Below are 20,251 nucleotides of genomic sequence, written 5' to 3'. Positions count from 1 at the left end.
GTCACCGCCCCGCGGCCGTGGGGACGGCGGGGGTGGAGGTCGCGCCGTCCTCGCACCCCCACGACTCCTCCGTGGTCTGCGGCCGGTCCCCCACGGCGATGTCGTGGTGGCGTGCGGACTCGGCGGCGACGAGATCGGTGGCGGTCAGTGGGGGCCCGTCCGGGTCGCAGGCGGCGGCCATGAACCGGACGGCGGTCGCGGCATCCGTCTCGGGCGGGATCACCAGGAGGTCCCAGCGACCGGCCCCGTAGGACAGCAACAGCAGCTCGTGCGGGTCGAGTTCAGGGGTGAACCAGCCGACCTTCAGTACGCGGTCGCGGACGGTCACCTTGCGCGGGACGACGGGCCAGAGCATCGGGTTGACGGCGACGCGGGTGATGCGGCCCCACAGCGGATCGAGCACGTCCGCCAGGGCGGGGAGCTCGGTGGCCAGGTCGCGTGAACGGGGCCACCAGGCGCCGTCGAGCAAGCCGCGGCCCGTCGGGGACTTCAGTGCCACACGGGCGGCGGAAGGTGGAGGGGCGGTGCGGGTGGACGTGGTGGTCGCGGTCATGATGCGAACCCGTCTTCGGGGCGACGCGGCGGTCGTCCCCGATGCCATTGCTCACCGAGGACGAGACCCGCGTGGATGCCGGAGTACGAAGTGCCCTTGGTGCCTTCACGCTACTCCTGCAAGTGGCGTCGGTGACGAGTCCGTTGCCGCCCGTCATGTCCGGCTCGTTATCCGGATGGGCCCTCGGTCGCCATCAGAGCGGTCCCGGTGAGGCGGAGGGCGGGATCGGCCGCCGCGGTCATCAGCCGGGCGGCCGCGCCGGCCCCGCTCTGTGGCGGGACGACGAGCAGGTCCCAACGGCCGGCACCGTACGAGAAGCGCCGGATGGTGTGCGGGTCGAGGCCGGATGTGTACCAGGTGGCCGTGACCGTGTGGCCCGTTCACGGGCAGGGTGCGCGGCTCCTTCGGCCAGCTCCCGTGGTGGGACGCGATGCGGGTCACGCGTCCGCGCGACGCGTCGAACACGTCGGTGAGTGCGGCCAGTTCGACGGCCAGGTCGTCGGTGCGGGGCCACCAGGCTCCGCACACCGGTCCCGGCGGGAAGGTCGGCGGGCGCAGGGCGAGCCGGGCGGGCGGGTACGTGGCGGGACGCTCGGATGCGGCCGAACTGCGGTGGGCGGTCGGTGCGTTCATGACGCACGCCCCTCTTCGGGCCGCTGTGACAGCGCGGCCCGGTTTCGTGGTGCGCCGGAAGCGACGTCGAGCGGAGTCGGCGTACGAGGAGCACCCGGTGGTCCCAGCGTACGTCTCGGCCGTTTTATGTCAGGCGGGAGTACGGTGAAGAAGGCGAGGACGTCCGTATGCCGGTGCCCGACCACCCTGGAGCATTCCCCCTCGCCGTCCACACAGGGGCAGCCCCTGACCCCGGCCGCGCCATCCGCAACGAGGCCGAGGAGCCCGTACATGTCCCTGAATTCCGCCACTCATACCCCTGAATCCCTGCCGGACGCCGCTCCGCCGCCCCCGCCTCCCTCGCAGCTGCTGCTCCGCCTGCGCCTGGCGCCCCGCGCCGGCGGACCCCGCGCTATCGACGGGGCATGGTGGCCGCGCTCGTACGACCTGCTCGCCGAACTCCCCGCACTGCTCGCCGGGCTGCCCCCTACGTGGGGTCACATCAGCAGCGTCGTGCTCAAGGGCACGGTGTGGTCACCGACGCCGGGCCGGATGCTCGTCGCCGGCCAAGTCGTCCGTCTGCGCAGGAGCCTGACGGCCACCGCCGCGCACACCGTCGTCCTCCTCGCCCCCGGCCACGGGCGCTGGGATCTGGTCGTCGTCCCCCCGGATACGACCGAGGAGGCCGCGTTGCCGATCATGGCGCGTGCGGCGGGCGCGGGTGGCGACCGCCGCCGCGCGTGACGGGAGCCGGGATGGCCGAGGTACCAACACTCCCTGTGCCGCCCCGGCCGGTTCGGACAGCCGCAGATGATGGGCGCGCGCGTACGACCGCGGTGCGGCGACGGCCATCTCGCTCGCGGTGTTCCAGTGCTCCGCCAGGACTCCCTTGACCTGCTCGATCACGGTGGCCGCCACGTCGGCCAGGCCCTGGGTGGGCGCGATGTCGTCGTCGCCGAGGCGGTGGGCCGTGGTCCGGAAGCCCAACAGACGGCTGAGTTCGCCATCAACTGTTTGATGCAGAAGGGATGCTGACGCATGTTGGGCCTGAGGTCGGGTAGGTACTCCCTCTACGTGCCCCGCGACCCCGGGTGCGGTCCTGAAAACGGCCGGACCCGTGACACCGACACGCGTTCTCTTCCCGCTCCTCGCCGGCCCCTCCGCGCTGCCCTGCCTCCTCGGCAACCTCACCGCCAGCAGCGCCCGCGACATCTGGGCGCACACGGTCATCTTCTGCGGCCACTTCCCCGGCGACGTACAGACCTTCACCGGGGACCGGCTCGACGACGAGAGCCGTGGCGAGTGGTACCTGCGCCAGATCCAGGGCTCGGCGAACATCGAGGGGAGCCCGGATCCGGCCGAAGAGTACATTGAAACGAGGAAGTCACTCCGTATCTCTCGCAGACGGGCGAGTGTCATGTCCGACTCCGGCTCCCCGCGGGTGACCAGGCTTTTGCCGGACGCCGTCCACAAGGTGGTGAAGCCCGGGACGGCTGTCGTACGGCTGGAGACCACGCACGACCGCCGGGGCGTGCTCGACGGGGCGTGGTGGCCGCGATCCCGTGACATCGCAGCCGAGCTTCCCGCCCTGATCTCCGCACTGACCGAGTACCTCGGGCCGGTCACACGCGTCGGCCTGGACGTCGGAGCCTGGAACGCGCTGCCAACTCGACTGCTCGTCGACGACCGCGTCGTCCATATCGACTCCTTCCCGGTCGGCGACGACACCGTTCTCGTTACCCGGGGCGATCAGGACCACTTCTCTCTCCTCGTGATCCCACCGCACGCGACGCCCGAAGCGGCAAGCGCCGCGATGGCCGAGGCCGTCCGCTCCGACAACGTCACGCAAGCCGAACAGATCCTCATCGACACCGGTACCGGCCGGGCGGCGCCGGGGGTGTGACGGCGGTCAGTCGCGGTCGTCGCCGGTCCGGTCCGGTGCCGGTGGCGGGATGGCGGCGGTGTCGAAGGCGCCCGAGATGATCCGCGTGGCCAGGTCCGACAGGCGCAGGTGGCGGGCGCGGGCGTACGACCGGAACGCGGCGAAGGCGTCGTCGACGGAGGTGTTCCAGCGCTCGGCCAGGACGCCCTTGACCTGCTCGATCAGGACGCGACTGGTCAGCGCGGTCTCCAGCTGGCTGTTCTCGACGTGCGACCGCTCCAGTGTGCGCTGCTGCAGGATCGCGATCGTGGCCACGTCGGCGAGTGCTTGGGCAAGCACTATGTCGTCGTCGCCGAGGCGGTGCGGTGTGGCCTGGAAGAGGTTGAGGGCGCCGACGACCCGGCGGCGCAGGCGCAGCGGGATGGCGTGCGTGCTCACATACCCCGTCTCGCGAGCTCGTGCGGCGAAGCGCGGCCAGCCGACGGTGACTTCCGACCTCGTCAGGCTGATGTTGGTCCGGGCGGTGCCGGTGCGGTAGCACTCCACGCATGGGCCTTGGTCGTGCTGGAGCGCGAACAGCTCCAGCAGGCGGGTGTGCTCGTCCGAGGCGGCGATGATCTGCAGTTCGCCCTGCGAGTCCGCGAGCAGGATTCCGGCCGCCGACACGTCGAGCAGTTCTACGCAGCGCGTGGACAGCCGCTGGAGCAGGTCGATGACGTCGAAGTCCTCGACGAGGGAGTCCGCGACCTCCACGAAGATCTCGGCCAGACGTCGTTCGCGGGCCATGCTGATCATCCCTTCCCATCGTCGGGCGAATACGGCCCGCTTACATCATTGTTGAAGTCGTCGTCGAAGCGCAGTCTGCGGGCGACGACGTCCGCCGCAATCTCGCCGAGGGGGCGCTCGCTGCTGTACGCGTGGGCGCGCAGGCGCAGCAGGGCCTCCGCCATGGACACGTCCAGCTGGACGCTGATCATTCCCGTGGCCTGGTGCACGACCGCGCGGCGCAGCACCGATGGAGGTTCCAGGGCCAAGCCGAGCCCGGGAATGTCCGCGTCTCCGTCGCGTCGGTCACCGTTCAGGAGAGTGCTGGTCAGCACGGCTGTCAGTGCGGTGGCGTCCGTGTACTGCTGCTGGCTCAGCCGCCGCTCGCCGTCGCACAGCAGGGTCAGTACGCCGATCCGGATGGCTCCGATGCCCAGCGGGAAGGAGCACACACCGTGTACGCCCAGCTCGCGCGCGGCCGGCAGTAGCGCGGGCCACCGCTCGGGGCGCACCCGGTCCAGGTCCGGCTCGACGACGGGTGAGCCGACGCGGACCGCGTCCGGCCCCGGCCCCTCGCCCAGCGTGAACTGGAGTTCCTCGAACCGCGCGCTCAGCTCGGGATGACACCACAGCGGCTCGGCCGACCGCTTGGCACCGACCAGCAGCGACAGCGTGACCCCCTCGGCGCCCAACGCCCGCGCACACGCCTGCGCCGGGTCGTCGGCCTCGCCCCGGTGCAGCGACCGCAGGACCTCGGCCATGCCGTCGCTGATCACCGTTCTCCGCTCCCTGGCGGCCGGGGCACTTCGGGGTGAGACGCCGTCCGACTTGCGCCGTACATTACGTGGCCCGGTCTGCCGCCGCGCGGTCTGCGGGTATGCCGTTCCAGGCGTCCTGGGGGCTCGCGTACCGCGGGAAACGCTCCTGCAGACCGCCGGCCCGGAACACGAGACTTGCGCCTGGCCGGTTGTGCACGACCCGCACCCATCCGAGCCGCTCATGACAGTCCTCCCACGCCGCGCACAACGGGTCCAGGACGCTGCCGTCCATGAAGGTCACGCCGAGCAGGTCGACGATGAGGAACAACCGCCCGCTGCCGTGCCGGGCGTCCTCCAGATCACGAGCGAAGGCCGGCGCGGTCGTCACGTCCAACTCGCCGCCGGCCGTGACCACACGCAACTCGTCGAACAGGTCGGGATGCGGGCCCATGCGCCCCATCTCCTCTGTCACTGGGGTGGCTTTCGCCTTGCGCAGGGCCTCTGTTGCGCGGAACTGGACAGCACGGAGAGGGCCGGGGTCACGGGCGGGCCGTATGACGAGCGTACTGCCGCGGGGGGACCGGCCGGTCGCCCTTTCTCCGGGTATCCGCGAGGGTGGTCGAAAGTGTCGTCCCTGGTCGGTTCCTGACGGGATCGAGGGCGAAGGTGCAAGGGAGTGGTGCGGGCCCAGGTCGGCGCCCGGGAGCCGGATTCCGAACTCGGCTCCCAAATGGCTCCCAAAACGGCCCCACAACCACTCAGGACCTGATCCGCACTACTTGCCACCCTCAGTGCGAATGGGAGGGGCGGGGTGGTGACCTGGGGTTTCTCGGTGAAGGGTGCGTTGAACTGGGAAAACTCCTCTTCGTAGTTCTCACCGGTCAACGCCGTTTCCCAGGCTCATGTGCCCTGGATGTGCCCTGGCCGCCTGACGGCCCCTCTCCGGCACTGAAAAGGGCGAGGTCCGAAGACCCCGCCCGCTACCAGCGAAACCCCAGCTCAGGGCCACACAAGGCAATACGGCTGATGCCCCGCCTCATGCAACCGATGGCTGAAGTCCTGCCACTCGTGCAGCAGCTGATACACATTGAACGCATCCCGGGGCCCACCCCGGTCCGGCACCGTCGACCAGATGAATGCGGCCGCGCCCACCGCCTCCTCGCCGATTCCGCGGAGGGGGTCGACGACGGTCATGGGGAGTTTGACGACGGCGTAGTCGGGGTGGAGGACGACCAGTTCCAGGGGCGGCACCTTGTTGAGGGGGACGCCCTCGATGCCGGTGAGGACCATCGCGGCCATCGTCTCGGGCTTGATCTTGGTGAACATGCCGTTCATGCCGAGCTCGTCGCCGCCGAGTTCCTCGGGGCGCATCGAGATCGGGACGCGGGCCGCGGTCGCGCCGTCAGGTGCGCCGAAGTACTTGTACGTCACCCCCACCCGACCACCATTCCTGCTCCCCGCCCGCAGCCGCTCGACCCGCTGGTCGAGCCGCTCGGGTTCCTGTCCACCCTGTGCCTGCCGTGATTCAGCCGCTTCCTCCGCCGCGCGCCGGTGCCTGCCCCCTCGGGCACGTCGAGGGCCCAGGTCGTCAGTCCCCTCGCCCAGTCCGCCACCGCGATGCATATCTCCACCCGACTGCTTTTCTAGGACGCGTGGCCCCGGCCGCGCAACCCGATCATCGTGTCAGTGACCTCCCCCACGGCCGCCCGCCGAAACGTGCGTTGAAACACCTGTCCGCAGGATCTTCGCAGCCCCTGAACAAGCCTCGCCACAGCTTGGCCGGTGAGGGCTCCCCTATGACATACGTACGGGATCCCCGTTTGAGCTGTGTGTATCAGGTCTCAGTTTCGCAGACGGGGAGACGGGTGGGGGACCACGTCCGGTTCCGCCGCCGCCTACCCTGAGGAGGTCACCAGGAGAAGCCCACGAAATCGGAGAAGGTCGGAGACGTCGCCGGACATGAGTGAACTGCCTTATTCATACGATGCGCCTGTCTCGCAGGCTCTGTTCGACCGTGCGGCCGCCGTCACACCCGGCGGCGTGAACTCGCCGGTACGCGCCTTCCGGGCGGTGGGCGGGACACCCCGGTTCATGGTGTCCGGCCACGGTCCCTATCTCACCGACGCCGACGGGCGCGACTACGTCGACCTGGTCTGTTCCTGGGGACCCATGATCCTCGGGCACTCCCACCCCGAGGTCATCGCCGCCGTCCAGGACGCCGTCTCCCGCGGTACGTCCTTCGGCACACCCGGCGAGGGCGAGGTCGCGCTCGCCGAGGAGATGGTCGCCCGGATCGAGCCGCTGGAGCAGGTGCGGCTCGTCTCCAGCGGGACCGAGGCCACCATGTCCGCCATCCGGCTCGCCCGCGGGTTCACCCGGCGCACCAAGGTGATCAAGTTCGCCGGGTGTTACCACGGTCACGTCGACTCGCTCCTCGCCGCCGCGGGGAGCGGCGTGGCCACCTTCGCCCTGCCCGACACCCCCGGCGTCACCGGAGCCCAGGCCGGCGACACCATCGTGCTGCCGTACAACGACCTCGAAGCCGTACAGGAGGCCTTCCACCGGCACCCCGGCGAGATCGCCTGCGTGATCACCGAGGCCTCGCCCGGCAACATGGGCGTGGTGCCTCCGGGCCCCGGGTTCAACCAGGGGCTGAAGGACGCCTGCCGGGAGAACGGCGCCCTCTACATCTCCGACGAGGTCATGACCGGCTTCAGGACCAGCAAGGCCGGCTGGTACGGCATCGACGGCGTCCGGCCCGACCTGATGACCTTCGGCAAGGTCATGGGCGGTGGCTTCCCCGCCGCCGCCTTCGGGGGACGCGAGGACGTCATGGCGCACCTCGCGCCCGCCGGCCCCGTCTACCAGGCCGGCACCCTCTCCGGGAACCCGGTCGCCACCGCCGCCGGCCTCGCCCAGCTGCGCCTCCTCGACGACGCCGCGTACGACACCGTCAACGCCGTCTCGGCGCAGGTCCAGGCCCTGGTCACCGAGGCGCTCACCAAGGAAGGCGTCGCGCACCGGCTGCAGACCGCCTCCAACATGTTCTCCGTGTTCTTCACGGACCGGGCGGTGCGTGACTACGAGGACGCCAGGAAGCAGGAGTCCTTCCGCTTCACCGCGTTCTTCCACGCGATGCTGGCGAACGGCGTCTATCTGCCGCCGTCGTCCTTCGAGTCGTGGTTCGTGTCCACAGCCCACGGCGAGCGTGCCGTGCAGCGGATCGCCGACGCCCTCCCGGCGGCGGCCCGAGCGGCGGCGGAGGCCCAGGCATGAGCAACCCCGACATCACCGTCGTACACGTCATGCGGCACGGCGAGGTCGCCAACCCGGACGGCGTGCTGTACGGGCGGCTGCCCGGGTACCACCTGTCGGAGCTGGGGCGGCGGATGGCCGACCGGGTCGCCGACCACCTCGCGCCCCGCGACATCACATACGTCTGCTCCTCCCCGCTGGAGCGCGCGCAGGAGACGGCCACGCCGATCGCCAAGGCGCACGGCCTGGATCTCGCCACCGACGAGCGGCTCATCGAGGCCGACAACGTCTTCCAGGGCAAGACCTTCGGTGTGGGCGACGGCGCGCTGCGGCGGCCCGAGAACTGGAAGCACCTCGTCAACCCGTTCAAGCCGTCCTGGGGTGAGCCCTACGTCGACCAGGTCGTACGGATGATGGGGGCGCTGGACGCCGCGAAGGACGCCGCCCGGGGGCATGAGGCGGTGCTGGTCAGTCATCAGCTGCCGATCTGGATCGTGCGGTCGTATGTCGAGCGGCGGCGGCTGTGGCACGACCCGCGCAAGCGTCAGTGCACGCTCGCGTCCCTGACGTCCTTCACGTATCAGGGGAACCGGATCGTGTCCGTGGGGTACTCCGAGCCGGCGCGGGATCTTGTGCCGCCGCATCTCCTTGCAGGGGCCAAGCCGGTCAAGGGGAAGGACAAGGCTTTCGGCGCGTAGGTAGTTCTTCGGCTGGCTCGCCGTGGGGGCTGGTCGCGCAGTTCCCCGCGCCCCTTAAAGGCCTTTGTTGCACTGTTGTTGCATTTGTTCCGGGATGCTTGCAATTAGCCGGAACCTCCCTGTTCCTCACGTCCTCTGACTGGGTGACCACCAGAGAACGTGACGATCGGGGATGCAATGCGCACATTCACGCGAAGGGGAGCAATCGGTCTTGGGGCCGGTGCCGCTGCTGCCGGGCTGGCCGGATGTGGCACCTTCTCCCCGTCAGAGGGGTCGTCGGGGGTCGGGGGTTCCGGGAAGGGGCCCTCCGCCAAGCCGACGGCCACGGCGCGGCCGATCGGTGACGGGTCGACGTCGTTCACCGGGAAGCAGCCCCACCAGCCGTCGAAGCCCGTGCCGCTGGAGCCCGGGCAGACGCCGCCGCAGTTCGTCATCTTCTCGTGGGACGGGGCGGGCGAAGTCGGCAACGGCCTCTTCCCGCGCTTCCTGGAACTCGCCAAGCAGCACGACGCGCACATGACCTTCTTCCTCTCCGGGCTGTATCTGCTGCCCGAGAGCAAGAAGCGGCTGTACGACCCCCCGAACAACCCGCGTGGCGCCTCCGACATCGGCTATCTCACCGACGAGCACGTCAAGGCGACGCTGACGAACGTCCGGCAGGCCTGGCTCGACGGGCACGAGATCGGCACCCACTTCAACGGGCACTTCTGCGCCGGCACGGGCAGCGTCGGCAACTGGACGCCGCAGCAGTGGAAGAGCGAGATCCAGCAGGCGAAGGGGTTCGTGAAGGAGTGGCGGACCAACACCGGGTGGACCGATATGCCCGCCCTGCCCTTCGACTACGAGAAGGAACTCGTCGGCGGTCGCACGCCCTGTCTGCTCGGCCAGGACAACCTGCTGGCCGTCGCCCGGGAGCTGGGCTGGCGCTACGACGCCTCCTCGCCCGGCGGCCGTCAGGTCTGGCCCACCAAGAAGAACGGCATCTGGGATCTGCCGCTTCAGCAGATACCTTTCCCCGGACGTTCGTTCGAGGTCCTGTCCATGGACTACAACATGCTCGCCAACCAGTCGCTCAACACGACCAAGGCGCCCGCATACAACTACCCGGGCTGGCGGAAGCAGTCGTCGGAGGCGTACATAGCGGGATTCCAGCGGGCATACGAGACGAACCGCGCACCCTTTTTCATCGGCAACCACTTCGAGCAGTGGAACGGCGGCATCTACATGGACGCGGTGGAAGCCGCGCTGAAGCACATCGCGCGCGAGAAGGAGAAGGGCGAGGACATCCGCCTCGTCTCCTTCCGGCAGTTCGTGGACTGGATGGACGTACAGAAGCCGGCGGTCCTCGAGAAGCTGCGGACCCTCGACGTCGGGCAGACGCCCGCAGCGGGGTGGAAGAGCCTCTGAAATGGGAGTTTCCGCCCGGAAGGGGGGTGCGCAAGATCCTCGGAACGGACATGCGAAACTTTTCACATGAGTGCCGCCAGCCGCGCCCCCCTGACCCTCACCGGTGCCGCAGTCGCCGCGTTGCTGCTGTCCGCCTGCACCTCCGGAGGGACCTCCGGCGGAGGCGGTGACACCAACTTCGTCATGGGCGAGGACGGCATCTCGACCGTCGAGCAGGGCGAACGGGTCGCCGCCCCCGACCTGTCCGGCGACACCATCGACGGCAAGCAGCTCGATGTCGCCTCGTACAAGGGCAAGGTCGTCGTGCTCAACGTGTGGGGTTCCTGGTGTGCGCCGTGCCGCGCCGAGGCGCCGGGCTTCGAGAAGGTCTACAAGGACCTCAAGGGCCAGGGCGTGCAGTTCGTCGGCATCAACACCCGTGACACCAGCACCAAGAACGCCCTGGCCTTCGAGAAGCAGCAGGGCGTCACCTATCCCAGCCTGTACGACCCCACCGGCAAGCTGATGCTCCGCTTCGAGAAGGGCACGCTCAACCCGCAGGCGATCCCCTCCACGCTCGTCCTCGACCGGGACGGCAAGATCGCGGCGCGTTCGCTGGCCGCGCTCAGCGAGGAGAAGCTGCGCAAGATGCTCAACCCGGTCCTCACGGAGAAGTGACGTGACCGGAGTGTCCACGCTGGCCGCCACCGGCTACAACGGCACCGTGCTCAACGGCGCCCTGCTGGTCGCCCTGCCGATCGCGCTGCTCGGCGGCCTCGTCTCCTTCTTCTCGCCGTGCGTCCTGCCGCTCGTCCCCGGCTATCTGTCCTACGTCACCGGAGTCGCCGGCACCGATCTGGCCGAGGCCCGGCGCGGACGGATGGTCGCGGGGGCCTCGCTCTTCGTGCTGGGCTTCACGGCCGTGTTCGTCTCCAGCGGCGCGCTGTTCGGATACTTCGGCTCCAGCCTCCAGGAACAGCACGGCTGGCTGAACAAGGTGCTCGGCGTCCTCATGATCGCCATGGGCGTCTTCTTCATGGGCCTGATGCCCTGGCTCACCCAGCGCGAGTTCCGCTTCCACAAGCGGCCGATGACCGGACTCGTCGGGGCCCCCTTCCTCGGCGCCCTGTTCGGCATCGGCTGGACGCCCTGCATCGGCCCCACCCTCGCCTCCGTGATCGCGCTCTCCTCGCAGCAGGGCAGCGCGGGCCGGGGGGCCATACTGACCGTCGCGTACTGCCTGGGCCTCGGCGTGCCCTTCGTGCTCGCGGCCATCGCCTTCCGTAAGGCGCTCGGTGCCTTCGGCTGGGTCAAGCGCCACTATGTCTGGGTGATGCGGATCGGCGGCACCATGATGATCGCGACCGGTCTGCTGCTGCTGACCGGCGCCTGGGACAGCATCGTGTCGGAGATGCAGAACTGGTCCAACGGCTTCACTGTGGGGATCTGATCGATGAGCAAGACGACCGCCTCCGACGCGACCTCGGCCGCCGCCGAGGACCAGGACCTGGGCGCCGCCGGCTCCCAGCTCTCCACCGCCCCCAAGGAGGAGCTGCCGGGCCTGCCCTCCATGGGCGTCGTCGGCTGGGCCCGCTGGTTCTGGCGTCAGCTCACCTCCATGCGGGTCGCCCTGCTGCTGCTTCTGCTGCTGGCGCTCGGCGCGATCCCCGGCTCGCTGATCCCGCAGTCCGGAACCGATGCCACCAAGGTCGCCGACTTCCGCGACAAGCACGACATCCTCGCGCCGATCTACGACAAGCTCGGCCTCTTCCACGTCTACAGCTCGGTGTGGTTCTCCGCGATCTACATCCTGCTGTTCGTCTCCCTCATCGGCTGCATCGTGCCCCGCACCTGGCAGTTCGTCGGCCAGCTGCGCAGCCGTCCGCCGGGCGCGCCCAAGCGGCTGACCCGGCTGCCCGCGTACACGACCTGGCGCACCGAGGCGGAGCCGGAGCAGGTCCGCGAGGCCGCGCTCACGCTGCTGAAGAAGCGGCGCTTCCGCGCCCATCTCTCCGGTGACGCCGTCGCCGCCGAGAAGGGCTATCTCCGTGAGGTCGGCAACCTCGCCTTCCATATCGCGCTGATCGTGATGCTGGTCGCCTTCGCCGTCGGCCAGCTGTTCAAGATGGAAGGCAACAAGCTGGTCGTCGAGGGTGACGGCTTCTCCAACACCCTCACCCAGTACGACGACTTCAAGTCCGGCACCCTCTTCGACACCGACGACCTGGCGCCGTTCAGCTTCAACCTGCACAACTTCACCGGCACGTACGAGACCTCCGGCCCCAACAAGGGCACCGCGCGCACCTTCAAGGCCGACATCACCTACGCCGAGGGCGCCTACGGCAAGGACAAGAAGACCGTCGTCCAGGTCAACAAGCCCCTGGAGATCGGCGACTCGAAGGTCTACCTCACCGCCCACGGCTACGCCCCCCTCGTCACCGTCCGGGACGGCAAGGGCAACGTCGTCTACAGCGACGCCGTGCCGCTGCTGCCGCTCGACTCCAACTCCACCTCCTCCGGCGTGATCAAGGTCTACGACGGCTACAAGAACGCCAAGGGCGTGAGTGAACAGCTCGGCTTCAAGGCCTTCTTCCTGCCGAGCTATGTGAAGGGCAACGAGATCTCCTCCGCTTTCCCGGCGCTGCTGAACCCGATCCTGAACCTGGAGCCCTACCACGGCGACCTCGGCGTCGACTCGGGCATCCCGCAGAGCGTGTACCAGCTCGACAAGTCGCACATGAAGGACTTCAAGGACGCCAAGGGCCAGCAGTTGAGGGAGAACCTCAAGCCCGGCGAGACCATGAAGCTCCCCGGCGGCGCCGGCACGGTCACCTACGAGGGCACCAAGGAGTGGGCCAACTTCCAGGTCACCGAGCAGCCAGCCAGCGGCTGGGCGCTCGGCGGTGCCATCACCGCCATCTTCGGTCTCGCCGCCTCCCTGTTCATCCAGCGCCGCCGGGTGTGGGTGCGGGCTGTGCGCGGTGCCGATGGGGTGACGGTGATTGAAATGGCCGGCCTGGGCCGCAGCGAGTCCGCGAAGGTGCCCGAGGAACTTGGTGAAATCGCCGGGATTCTGTACGACCAGGCGCCGGGCGCCCCCGACCCAGACGACGACTCCGCCGACGACTCCGACGACCCCTCCACCTCCCCCGACCCCCAAGCCGTACCTGCCGAAAGGCTTGAGAAGTGACTCTCGCCGCCGCAACCGATCTCGCCGCCGCGACCAACGAAAACCTCGCGAGCCTCAGCAACACGCTGATCTACTCGGCGATGGCCGTCTACACGCTGGCCTTCTTCGCCTATATCGCCGAATGGCTTCTCGGCAGCCGCAGCAAGGTCGGCCGGACGGCCGCCGCGCTGACCACGCAGAAGAAGTCCGCGGCGAAAGCGCCGGCCGTCGCGGTGAAGACGGCGGGCGGGGCCGCCGTACTGGAGCGGCCGAAGGTCGTCGTACGGGCCGCGGCGGGTGCGCGGGATGTGCCCGACGGGCCGGGGGCGCACGGCGGGGACGAGCAGGGCGACCTCTACGGGCGTATCGCCATCTCCCTCACCGTCCTCGCGTTTCTGATCGAGTTCGGCGGTGTGCTCGCCCGGGCCCTGTCGGTGCAGCGGGCGCCGTGGGGCAACATGTACGAGTTCAACATCACCTTCTCGACGGTCGCCGTCGGTGTGTACCTCGCACTGCTCGCGCTGAAGAAGAACATCCGCTGGCTCGGACTCTTCCTGATCACCACGGTCCTCCTCGATCTCGGCCTGGCCGTCACTGTCTTGTACACCGCCAGCGACCAGTTGGTTCCCGCCCTTCACTCGTACTGGCTGTACATCCACGTCTCGACGGCGATCTTCTGCGGCGCGGTCTTCTACGTCGGCGCGGTCTCCACGATCCTGTACCTCTTCAAGGACAGTTACGAGAACAAGCTCGCCACCGGCGGCACGCCCGGCCGCTTCGCGAACTCCGTCCTCGACCGCCTGCCCGCGTCGGCCTCCCTGGACAAGTTCTCGTACCGCGTCAACGCGGCCGTCTTCCCGCTGTGGACGTTCACGATCATCGCGGGCGCGATCTGGGCGGGCGACGCGTGGGGCCGCTACTGGGGCTGGGACCCCAAGGAGACGTGGTCCTTCATCACCTGGGTCGCCTACGCCTGCTACCTGCACGCCCGCGCCACCGCCGGCTGGAAGGGCCGCAAGGCCGCCTACCTGGCCCTGCTCGCCTTCGGCTGCTGGCTGTTCAACTACTACGGCGTCAACATCTTCGTCTCGGGCAAGCACTCGTACGCGGGCGTCTGAGTCCCTTACGGTGAAGGCCGGTTCATGTGACGTGAGTCACGGAACCGGCCTTCGTCGTACGGACAGGTAAAGAGGCGTGGATACGAATCTGCGCAAACGGATCCGCGCGGGGGACCACAACGCCTTCGGCGACCTCTTCGACGCGTACGCACGCTCCGTGTACAACCATGCCTTCCGGCTGACGGGGGAGTGGAGCACGGCCGAGGACGTCGTCTCGCTGACCTTCCTGGACGCCTGGCGGCTGCGTGAGCGGCTCGACGAGGAGGGCGGCTCGCTGCGGCCGTGGCTGCTCGGCATCGCCACCAACGTCACCCGCAACACCCGCCGCACCGCCCGAAGGCACGCGGCGGCCGTCGCCCGTCTGCCACCCGCCGAGGACGTACGGGACTTCGCCGACGACGTCGCCGGCCGGCTGGACGACGCGGCGCAACTGGCCGCCGTACGGACCGCGTTGGCGAAGCTGCGGCGGGCCGAGCGGGAAGTGCTGGCGCTGTGCGTGTGGTCGGGGCTGGGCTACGAGGCGGCGGCCGAGGCGCTGGGGGTGCCCGTCGGGACCGTACGATCGCGGCTTTCGCGGGCGCGGACAAAATTCGCGAAACATATGGAACCGGCTTCTCTGGACGGACAGATGAGAGGTGACCGCGCCACCGCGGTCTGGCCCATCAGGGAGGGAAACCGATGAACCAGCTTCCCGAACGCGACCTTCCGCCGGGCCGTCACCGACTCCTCAAGGAGCATCTGATGACCGAGATCCGGCAGGCACCCGTACGACGGACCGGCACGTGGCTGCGGCCCGCGCTCGTGGCGGGCGCCGTCGCGGCCGTGACCGCCGTGACCCTGACCCTCGCCGCGCCGTCCCAGTCGACGCCGGACGCCTCGAAGGAGGCCGTGGCGCTGCTGGAGGACATCGCGCTGGCCGCCGAGCAGGCGGACACGCTGAAGATCCGTGACGACCAGTTCGTGTACATCAAGAGCAAGGTCGGCTGGAGCGTGCATGAGGAGGGCAAGCCCGCGTTCCTCGAACCGATCCACGAGCGCGAGGTGTGGCTGTCGGTGGACGGCAGCGAGCAGGGCATGCTGCACGACCCCGTCGTCCGCGCCGACCACGAGCTGCTGGAGAAGAACACCCCCGGCATCCCGTCCAACACCAACTACCGGCACCTCCAGACCCTGCCCACCGATCCGGACCGGATGTTCGACTGGCTGAACAGTGTGAGCGAGGGCAGCGACAGCAAGGACGAGGCCAATTTCGTCCTCGTCGGCGACCTCGCCCGCGAGTCCCTGATGCCGCCGGCCCAGGCAGCGGCCCTCTACCGGGCGGCCGGGAAGATCTCCGGCGTCTTCGTGATCGACGACGCCGTCGACGCGGCCGGGCGGCACGGCGTGGCGGTCGCCCGGGTGGACGATGGGGAGCGGGTCGAGCTGATCTTCGACAAGAAGACCATGAAGTTCCTCGGCGAGCGGGAAGTGGCCGTCGAGGATCTCCAGTCGGGCTTCGAGAAGGGCGACGTGATGGGGCGCACCGCGATCCTGGAGCGGACGCTCGTGGACAAGCGGGGTGAGCGTCCCTAACACGTGCGCAACCCGGCGTCACGGGTCAGGCTGGTGTCATGACCCGTTCCATCGAGCAGGGCGCCAGCCGGATCCAGGGGAGCACGCACCTACTGCACTTCCTGGTGCGGCTCCCGAGGCCCATGGAGACGGTCTGGCCCGCCCTCGCCACCGCGGAAGGCCTCGCCGCCTGGTTCACCCCGGCCGATGTCCTCGAACCCCGCCTCGGCGGCGCGGTCACCCTGCGTGACGTCGGCTCCGGGAGAGTCACCGCCTGGGACGTGGAGCGGATCGCCGAGTACACGGTGGAGAGCGGCGGCCGGCTCAGGTTCCATCTCGAGCGCGCCGGTGAAGAGGGCAGCACGCTCCGCTTCACCCATGAGTTCCGGGGCGAGCGGGAGTCGGAGCAGCGGTGGCGGGCGCGGTTCGAGCGGCTGATCGAGAACGTCAGTCGACGGTGATTCAGTAGACGGTGATTCAGTAGACGGTGATTCAGTCGACGGTGATCGAGTCCAGCTTCCCCCGCAGATACACATGCGAGTCGACCGGCTCGTACGCCACCCGCCCCACCGGTGCCGGTACGGACTCCACGAGGGTGCCCGGGGTGCACTCGCCGAAGTAGACGAGGGACATCAGCTCCTCGGTGGGTGCGTCGGCGGGCGGCGGGAGGACGCGATGGCGGCCGGAGCGCCAGCGGTCGCCGGTCCAACGGGCCATCAGGTCACCGATGTTGATGGTGAAGGCCGCCGGGTCGTACGGCGCGTCCTCCCAGCCGCCCTCGTCCGTGAAGACCTGCAGACCCCCCTTGCCGGCCTGCCGGTCGAGGATCGTCACCGTGCCGAAGTCGGTGTGCGGGCCGATGCGGAACTGGCCCGGCGCGGGTGCGCCGATGACGTCCGTGCCCGGGTACCAGTTGATGTTGAAGCCGTACGTCGGATGGTCCATGTGCCGGGAGAAGAAGCCGGGTTCGAGCCCGAGGGCCTCACCGAGGAGGGACAGAAGCGTCTTCTCCAGGTCGGCCATCCGCGCCAGATACTCCTCGCAGAGCCGCTGAAGCTCCGGCACCTCCGCCGGCCAGACATTCGGCGCATACCACTCCGCGTTGGTCTCCGGGTCCTCGAACGGCTCGTGCGTCGCGAAGGTCAGCGACTCCTTCAGGTCCGGCGGGGTCTCCGTCCCCTCCGAGTACCCGTTGGCCTCCGCCCCCGGCCCGAGCCAGCCGCGCCCGCCGACCTTCGCGGCGTAGGCCTGCTTGACCTCGACGGGCAGCGCGAAGAACGCCTTCGCGGCCTCGCGGATCCGGGAGCGCAGCGAAGGGTCCACACCGTGCCCGGTGACGAGCAGGAAACCGGCGGTCTGCAGCGCCTCGTCGACGGTACGGGCGATCCGCGCCCGGACCTCCGGATCGCCGTCGAACCAGGGCTTCAGGTCGATCGTGGGGATACGGGGCTCAGTCACCGATGTCCTCATTCCACAGGGCCGGATTGTTCTTGATGAAGTCGCGCATCATGCCGACGCACTCGGGATCGTCCAGGAGCACGATCTCGACACCGTGCTCGGCGAGCCAGTCGTGGCCGCCGTGGAAGGTGGCCGCCTCGCCGATCAGCACCCGTGAGATGCCGAACTGCCGGACCAGTCCCGAGCAGTACCAGCAGGGCGAGAGCGTCGTCACCATCGTCGTCCCGCGATACGACCGCTGCCGTCCCGCAGCACGGAACGCGGCCGTCTCCGCATGCATGGACGGGTCGCCGTCCTGGACCCGCCGGTTGTGGCCGCGGCCGAGGAGCGTGCCGTCGGCGTCGTAGAGCGCGGCGCCGATCGGGATGCCGCCCTCGGCGAGCCCGGCGCGGGCCTCTTCGATCGCGGTGGTGAGCCAGGTGTGTGCCTGTGCCTGATCCATGGGTCCACTCTGCTGGCGCGGAAACACCGGGGCAACGTGCGGAAAGTACTCTCCGGGCAGCCCGTAGCCGGACGGAATGTCAGCGCCCTGGAGGTTCCTGTGCCCGCACTCACCCTCCGTGAAGTCCTGGCCCTCGACCCGGTGCGCGCGGCCGAGCCCGAGCTGCTGGCCGGCGCGGGCGCACTCGACCGTCCCGTGCGCTGGGTGCACTCCAGTGAGGTCTACGAGGGCGCCAACTTCCTCGACGGCGGCGAGCTGCTGCTGACCAACGGCTTCGGGCTCACGGACGCGGACGAGGAGGTCCGCCGGCGGTATGTGCGCGAACTGGCCGCCCGGGACGCGACCGGTCTTGCGGTGGAGGTGGGCCGCTCGCTGCCCAGCATGCCCCCCGAGGTCATCGACGAGGCGGGCCGGGTGGGGCTGCCGCTGCTGGCCCTGCACCGGGTCGTGCCCTTCGTACGGATCACGGAGGCCGCGAACCGGGCGATCGTCGCGCGGGGTCTGTCCGACCGGCATGCACTTGTACGACCGTGGGGTGATGACCACACGGCCGCGCTGCTGGCGGATCTGGCGAACCGGGCGGCGCTGAACCAGCCGGAGGTGGAGGCGCGGGCCGCGCTCGCGGGATTCCACCCGGGCCCCGGGTCACGCCTGATCGGCGTCTCGCTGCACGGCACACGCGAGGTGGGCGCCGTGGACCGGGCGGCACGGCTGCTGGGCGGGGCGGGCGTGCTGCGGGCCGCCTTCCCGGGTGACGTACTGGCTCTCCTGGCGCTGCCTGCGCAGTCTCGCCCGGGCAGCGGACGGGACCCGGTGCGGGCGGTCCAGGAAGCGTTCCGTACGGCCGCCGCCCCGGGGTTCACCGTGGCCATAGGGCCCGCGGTCGACGCCGGCGGCTGGCTGCGCTGGAGCGACACGCTGCGGGCGGCCCGTACGACACTGGAACTCGCGCTGACCGTGCCGCCCCCGGAACCCGGGGCACCGGACGGCCCCCTCGTCACCTCCTCCCGCGCCCTCGCCCTGGAACGGGAGTTGACGAGGGGCGGCGTGGACGCCAACCGGGAACGGCTCACGGGCATGGTCCAGCACGCACTCGGCCCCCTGCTCGCCTGGGAGGCGGCCCACCCGAGCGACCTCGTCCGCACCCTGGAGGTCCACCTGCGGCACGGCTGCTCACCGACCCGGACGGCGGCGCTGCTGCACATCGGCCGGCAGTCGCTGTACCAGCGGCTGGAGCGGATCGAGTCCCTGCTGGGCCTGGAGATCGACGACCCGGATCTGTTGGGGGAACTGCTGGCGGCGGCCTGTGCGCACCGGGTGATGCGGGGGATGGGGGCGGCTGTGGGAGGCGGGCTGCGGACCGTGGCCTGAGATCGGGGGTCAGGGGCGGGTGTGCAGCAGCCGGGGGGAGTTCTCGAAACCACTGCGGGCATAGGCGGGGATCGCGCGGGGGCTGGAGTGCACGGTGACCCGTTCGAGCCCGAGCGTGCGGGCACGGTTCAGCACCGCGTCGAGGAGACTGGCGCCCAGGCCGCTGTTGCGCTCCTCCGGTACGACGTACACGCATTGCAGATCGCCCGAGGCCCGGTCGAGCGCGCGCGGGCTCGGCACGCGGGGGAGGACGGCCAGCCACGCCATGCCGATGACCGTGTCGTCGCGGACCAGGACGGTGCACGTGTGCGAGGCGGCGTTCTCGCGGGCCCAGGTGGTGAAGTGCCGTAGGAAATCGGCGCGTTGGATGTCGACTTCTGGGTCATTCTCGACGATCCACTGCCAGCGGAGCCCGGCGACGGCTTCCAGGTCCCGAGGGCCGGCCGGGCGGATCGTGATGTTGCTGCTGCTCTGCATGTGCGCATTGTGCTGGGATCCGCCCGAACGCTTCCGCCCGTTCCCCCGTCTCAGTACCAACTGTGAGGGACGGAGGGGGACATGAAGCACCGTACGTGGATTACGGCCGCCATCGGTACCGCCGCTGTGACGTTGGCCGCCGGTCTGTGGATCGACGCGCTGGAGACCGGGCACACCGACGGGGGGCTCAAGGACGGGGGGCTCAAGGCGGATCCCGCCGGGGCCAAGGACACGTCGCCGTCGTCCGGTGGCGTGACCGAGTGCGTCGGGACTCAGCCCACCGGCAGTCTGCCCGGCCTCCCGGGCACACCCAAGGGCGCCAGCGACACCCCGCTGGACCGGACGCTCGCCTACATCGACCTCGCCCAGCGCCGTCACGCCGCCGCCTTCACAGGGCTGGCCGTCGACCGGCGCCACGAGACGGCCAAGGTCTGGCGCATTCCGTCCGCCGCGCTCGACGCCGACCTCTGCGGGGCCGCCGAGAAGGGCGTGACGATCCGGCTGCACGACACCGACGTCAACCGCACGACCCTGGACGCGCTCGCCGGGCGGATCAGTGAGGACATGCAGCGTTGGGAGGGCACGTTTCAGATGCGTACGGTCGGGGTCGACTCGGAGGGCTTCGTGAGCGTGGGCGTCGACGATCCGGCGAAGGCCGAGCCGATCCTGAAGAAGACGTTCGGGGAGAAGTACATCGAGGTGGAGCACACGGGGCCGATCCACGAGGCACCGGCCCGCCTCGAGTGAGACCGGGCG

23 protein-coding genes and 1 pseudogene are annotated in these 20,251 nt (G+C 69.6%); 15 read left to right on the top strand and 9 right to left on the bottom strand.

The genetic code is table 11. The annotated features are described in order from the left end of the window. Position 1: 1 nt before the first annotated feature. Both OG828_RS21630 and OG828_RS49580 read right to left on the bottom strand, forming a co-directional pair. Positions 2-553 (bottom strand): DUF5994 family protein, encoded by a 552-nt coding sequence (locus OG828_RS21630; protein ID WP_328359282.1) that lies wholly within the window; start codon positions 551-553, stop codon positions 2-4. A gap of 167 nt (positions 554-720) precedes the next feature. Next, positions 721-1,186: pseudogene (locus tag OG828_RS49580) on the bottom strand (DUF5994 family protein). A 270-nt stretch (positions 1,187-1,456) separates the two neighbouring features. Between OG828_RS49580 and OG828_RS21625 the strand changes: the two are divergent. The 3 genes from OG828_RS21625 to OG828_RS21615 all read left to right on the top strand — a co-directional run bounded on the left by OG828_RS21625 (position 1,457) and on the right by OG828_RS21615 (position 3,068). Then, positions 1,457-1,909, top strand: coding sequence for a DUF5994 family protein (locus tag OG828_RS21625; protein WP_328502042.1), 453 nt, complete (start codon positions 1,457-1,459; stop codon positions 1,907-1,909). Between the two features lie 126 nt (positions 1,910-2,035). After that, complete coding sequence (locus OG828_RS21620) at positions 2,036-2,200, top strand: hypothetical protein (protein ID WP_328502041.1); 165 nt, start codon at positions 2,036-2,038, stop codon at positions 2,198-2,200. 382 nt (positions 2,201-2,582) lie between these two features. Beyond that, complete coding sequence (locus OG828_RS21615) at positions 2,583-3,068, top strand: DUF5994 family protein (RefSeq protein WP_328439151.1); 486 nt, start codon at positions 2,583-2,585, stop codon at positions 3,066-3,068. A 6-nt stretch (positions 3,069-3,074) separates the two neighbouring features. On the opposite strand, the gene OG828_RS21610 is transcribed toward OG828_RS21615, so the two are convergent. The 4 genes from OG828_RS21610 to OG828_RS21595 form a co-directional block, all read right to left on the bottom strand. After that, a complete protein-coding gene (locus tag OG828_RS21610; protein ID WP_328359268.1) occupies positions 3,075-3,842 on the bottom strand; it encodes a GAF and ANTAR domain-containing protein in 768 nt (255 codons plus the stop codon). Continuing rightward, complete coding sequence (locus tag OG828_RS21605) at positions 3,839-4,588, bottom strand: ANTAR domain-containing protein (RefSeq protein ID WP_328439149.1); 750 nt, start codon at positions 4,586-4,588, stop codon at positions 3,839-3,841. Before OG828_RS21605 ends, OG828_RS21610 begins: the two co-directional genes overlap by 4 nt. 64 nt (positions 4,589-4,652) lie before the next feature. Beyond that, complete coding sequence (locus OG828_RS21600) at positions 4,653-5,021, bottom strand: STAS domain-containing protein (protein WP_328359262.1); 369 nt, start codon at positions 5,019-5,021, stop codon at positions 4,653-4,655. Between the two features lie 548 nt (positions 5,022-5,569). After that, positions 5,570-6,007, bottom strand: coding sequence for a hypothetical protein (locus OG828_RS21595; RefSeq protein WP_019061278.1), 438 nt, complete (start codon positions 6,005-6,007; stop codon positions 5,570-5,572). A 522-nt stretch (positions 6,008-6,529) separates the two neighbouring features. On the opposite strand from OG828_RS21595, the gene hemL reads away from it, so the two are divergent. The 10 genes from hemL (at position 6,530) to OG828_RS21545 (ending at position 16,208) form a co-directional block, all read left to right on the top strand. Then, on the top strand, positions 6,530-7,846 hold the full coding sequence (hemL, locus tag OG828_RS21590; RefSeq protein ID WP_328502040.1) for a glutamate-1-semialdehyde 2,1-aminomutase: 1,317 nt from the start codon (positions 6,530-6,532) through the stop codon (positions 7,844-7,846). Continuing rightward, a complete protein-coding gene (locus OG828_RS21585) occupies positions 7,843-8,523 on the top strand; it encodes a histidine phosphatase family protein (RefSeq protein ID WP_328359256.1) in 681 nt (226 codons plus the stop codon). The genes hemL and OG828_RS21585 overlap by 4 nt, the downstream gene beginning before the upstream one ends. A 177-nt stretch (positions 8,524-8,700) precedes the next feature. Continuing rightward, positions 8,701-9,930, top strand: coding sequence for a hypothetical protein (locus OG828_RS21580; protein WP_328502039.1), 1,230 nt, complete (start codon positions 8,701-8,703; stop codon positions 9,928-9,930). Between the two features lie 66 nt (positions 9,931-9,996). Further along, complete coding sequence (locus OG828_RS21575; RefSeq protein WP_210580993.1) at positions 9,997-10,587, top strand: TlpA family protein disulfide reductase; 591 nt, start codon at positions 9,997-9,999, stop codon at positions 10,585-10,587. A 1-nt stretch (position 10,588) separates the two neighbouring features. Continuing rightward, positions 10,589-11,359, top strand: coding sequence for a cytochrome c biogenesis CcdA family protein (locus OG828_RS21570; RefSeq protein WP_328439141.1), 771 nt, complete (start codon positions 10,589-10,591; stop codon positions 11,357-11,359). Between the two features lie 3 nt (positions 11,360-11,362). After that, on the top strand, positions 11,363-13,099 hold the full coding sequence (gene resB, locus OG828_RS21565; protein ID WP_328502038.1) for a cytochrome c biogenesis protein ResB: 1,737 nt from the start codon (positions 11,363-11,365) through the stop codon (positions 13,097-13,099). Beyond that, a complete protein-coding gene (gene ccsB, locus OG828_RS21560) occupies positions 13,096-14,196 on the top strand; it encodes a c-type cytochrome biogenesis protein CcsB (RefSeq protein ID WP_328359242.1) in 1,101 nt (366 codons plus the stop codon). Before resB ends, ccsB begins: the two co-directional genes overlap by 4 nt. 76 nt (positions 14,197-14,272) lie before the next feature. Further along, positions 14,273-14,878 (top strand): RNA polymerase sigma factor, encoded by a 606-nt coding sequence (locus OG828_RS21555; protein WP_328502037.1) that lies wholly within the window; start codon positions 14,273-14,275, stop codon positions 14,876-14,878. Then, entirely contained in the window at positions 14,875-15,768 is an 894-nt protein-coding gene (locus OG828_RS21550) for a CU044_5270 family protein (RefSeq protein WP_328502036.1), read from the top strand. Before OG828_RS21555 ends, OG828_RS21550 begins: the two co-directional genes overlap by 4 nt. 38 nt (positions 15,769-15,806) lie before the next feature. Then, positions 15,807-16,208, top strand: coding sequence for an SRPBCC domain-containing protein (locus OG828_RS21545; RefSeq protein WP_328502035.1), 402 nt, complete (start codon positions 15,807-15,809; stop codon positions 16,206-16,208). Between the two features lie 31 nt (positions 16,209-16,239). On the opposite strand, the gene OG828_RS21540 is transcribed toward OG828_RS21545, so the two are convergent. Further along, entirely contained in the window at positions 16,240-17,217 is a 978-nt protein-coding gene (locus OG828_RS21540) for an isopenicillin N synthase family dioxygenase (protein ID WP_328502034.1), read from the bottom strand. Then, the gene (locus OG828_RS21535; protein ID WP_328502033.1) at positions 17,198-17,647 is read right to left on the bottom strand and encodes a nucleoside deaminase; all 450 of its coding nucleotides are present in this window, start codon (positions 17,645-17,647) and stop codon (positions 17,198-17,200) included. The genes OG828_RS21540 and OG828_RS21535 overlap by 20 nt, the downstream gene beginning before the upstream one ends. Positions 17,648-17,746: 99 nt before the next feature. Between OG828_RS21535 and OG828_RS21530 the strand changes: the two genes are divergently transcribed. Beyond that, positions 17,747-19,018: a PucR family transcriptional regulator gene (locus OG828_RS21530; RefSeq protein WP_328502032.1), complete on the top strand. Its 1,272-nt coding sequence runs from the start codon at positions 17,747-17,749 to the stop codon at positions 19,016-19,018. A 9-nt stretch (positions 19,019-19,027) separates the two neighbouring features. On the opposite strand, the gene OG828_RS21525 is transcribed toward OG828_RS21530, so the two are convergent. Further along, a complete protein-coding gene (locus OG828_RS21525; RefSeq protein WP_328439128.1) occupies positions 19,028-19,495 on the bottom strand; it encodes a GNAT family N-acetyltransferase in 468 nt (155 codons plus the stop codon). An 81-nt stretch (positions 19,496-19,576) separates the two neighbouring features. On the opposite strand from OG828_RS21525, the gene OG828_RS21520 reads away from it, so the two are divergent. Next, positions 19,577-20,242: a hypothetical protein gene (locus tag OG828_RS21520; RefSeq protein ID WP_328502031.1), complete on the top strand. Its 666-nt coding sequence runs from the start codon at positions 19,577-19,579 to the stop codon at positions 20,240-20,242. The last annotated feature ends 9 nt before the right edge of the window (positions 20,243-20,251 follow it).

Source organism: Streptomyces sp. NBC_00457 (assembly GCF_036014015.1).
Lineage (GTDB): Bacteria > Actinomycetota > Actinomycetes > Streptomycetales > Streptomycetaceae > Streptomyces.
This window is presented reverse-complemented; position numbering and strand designations above follow the sequence as displayed.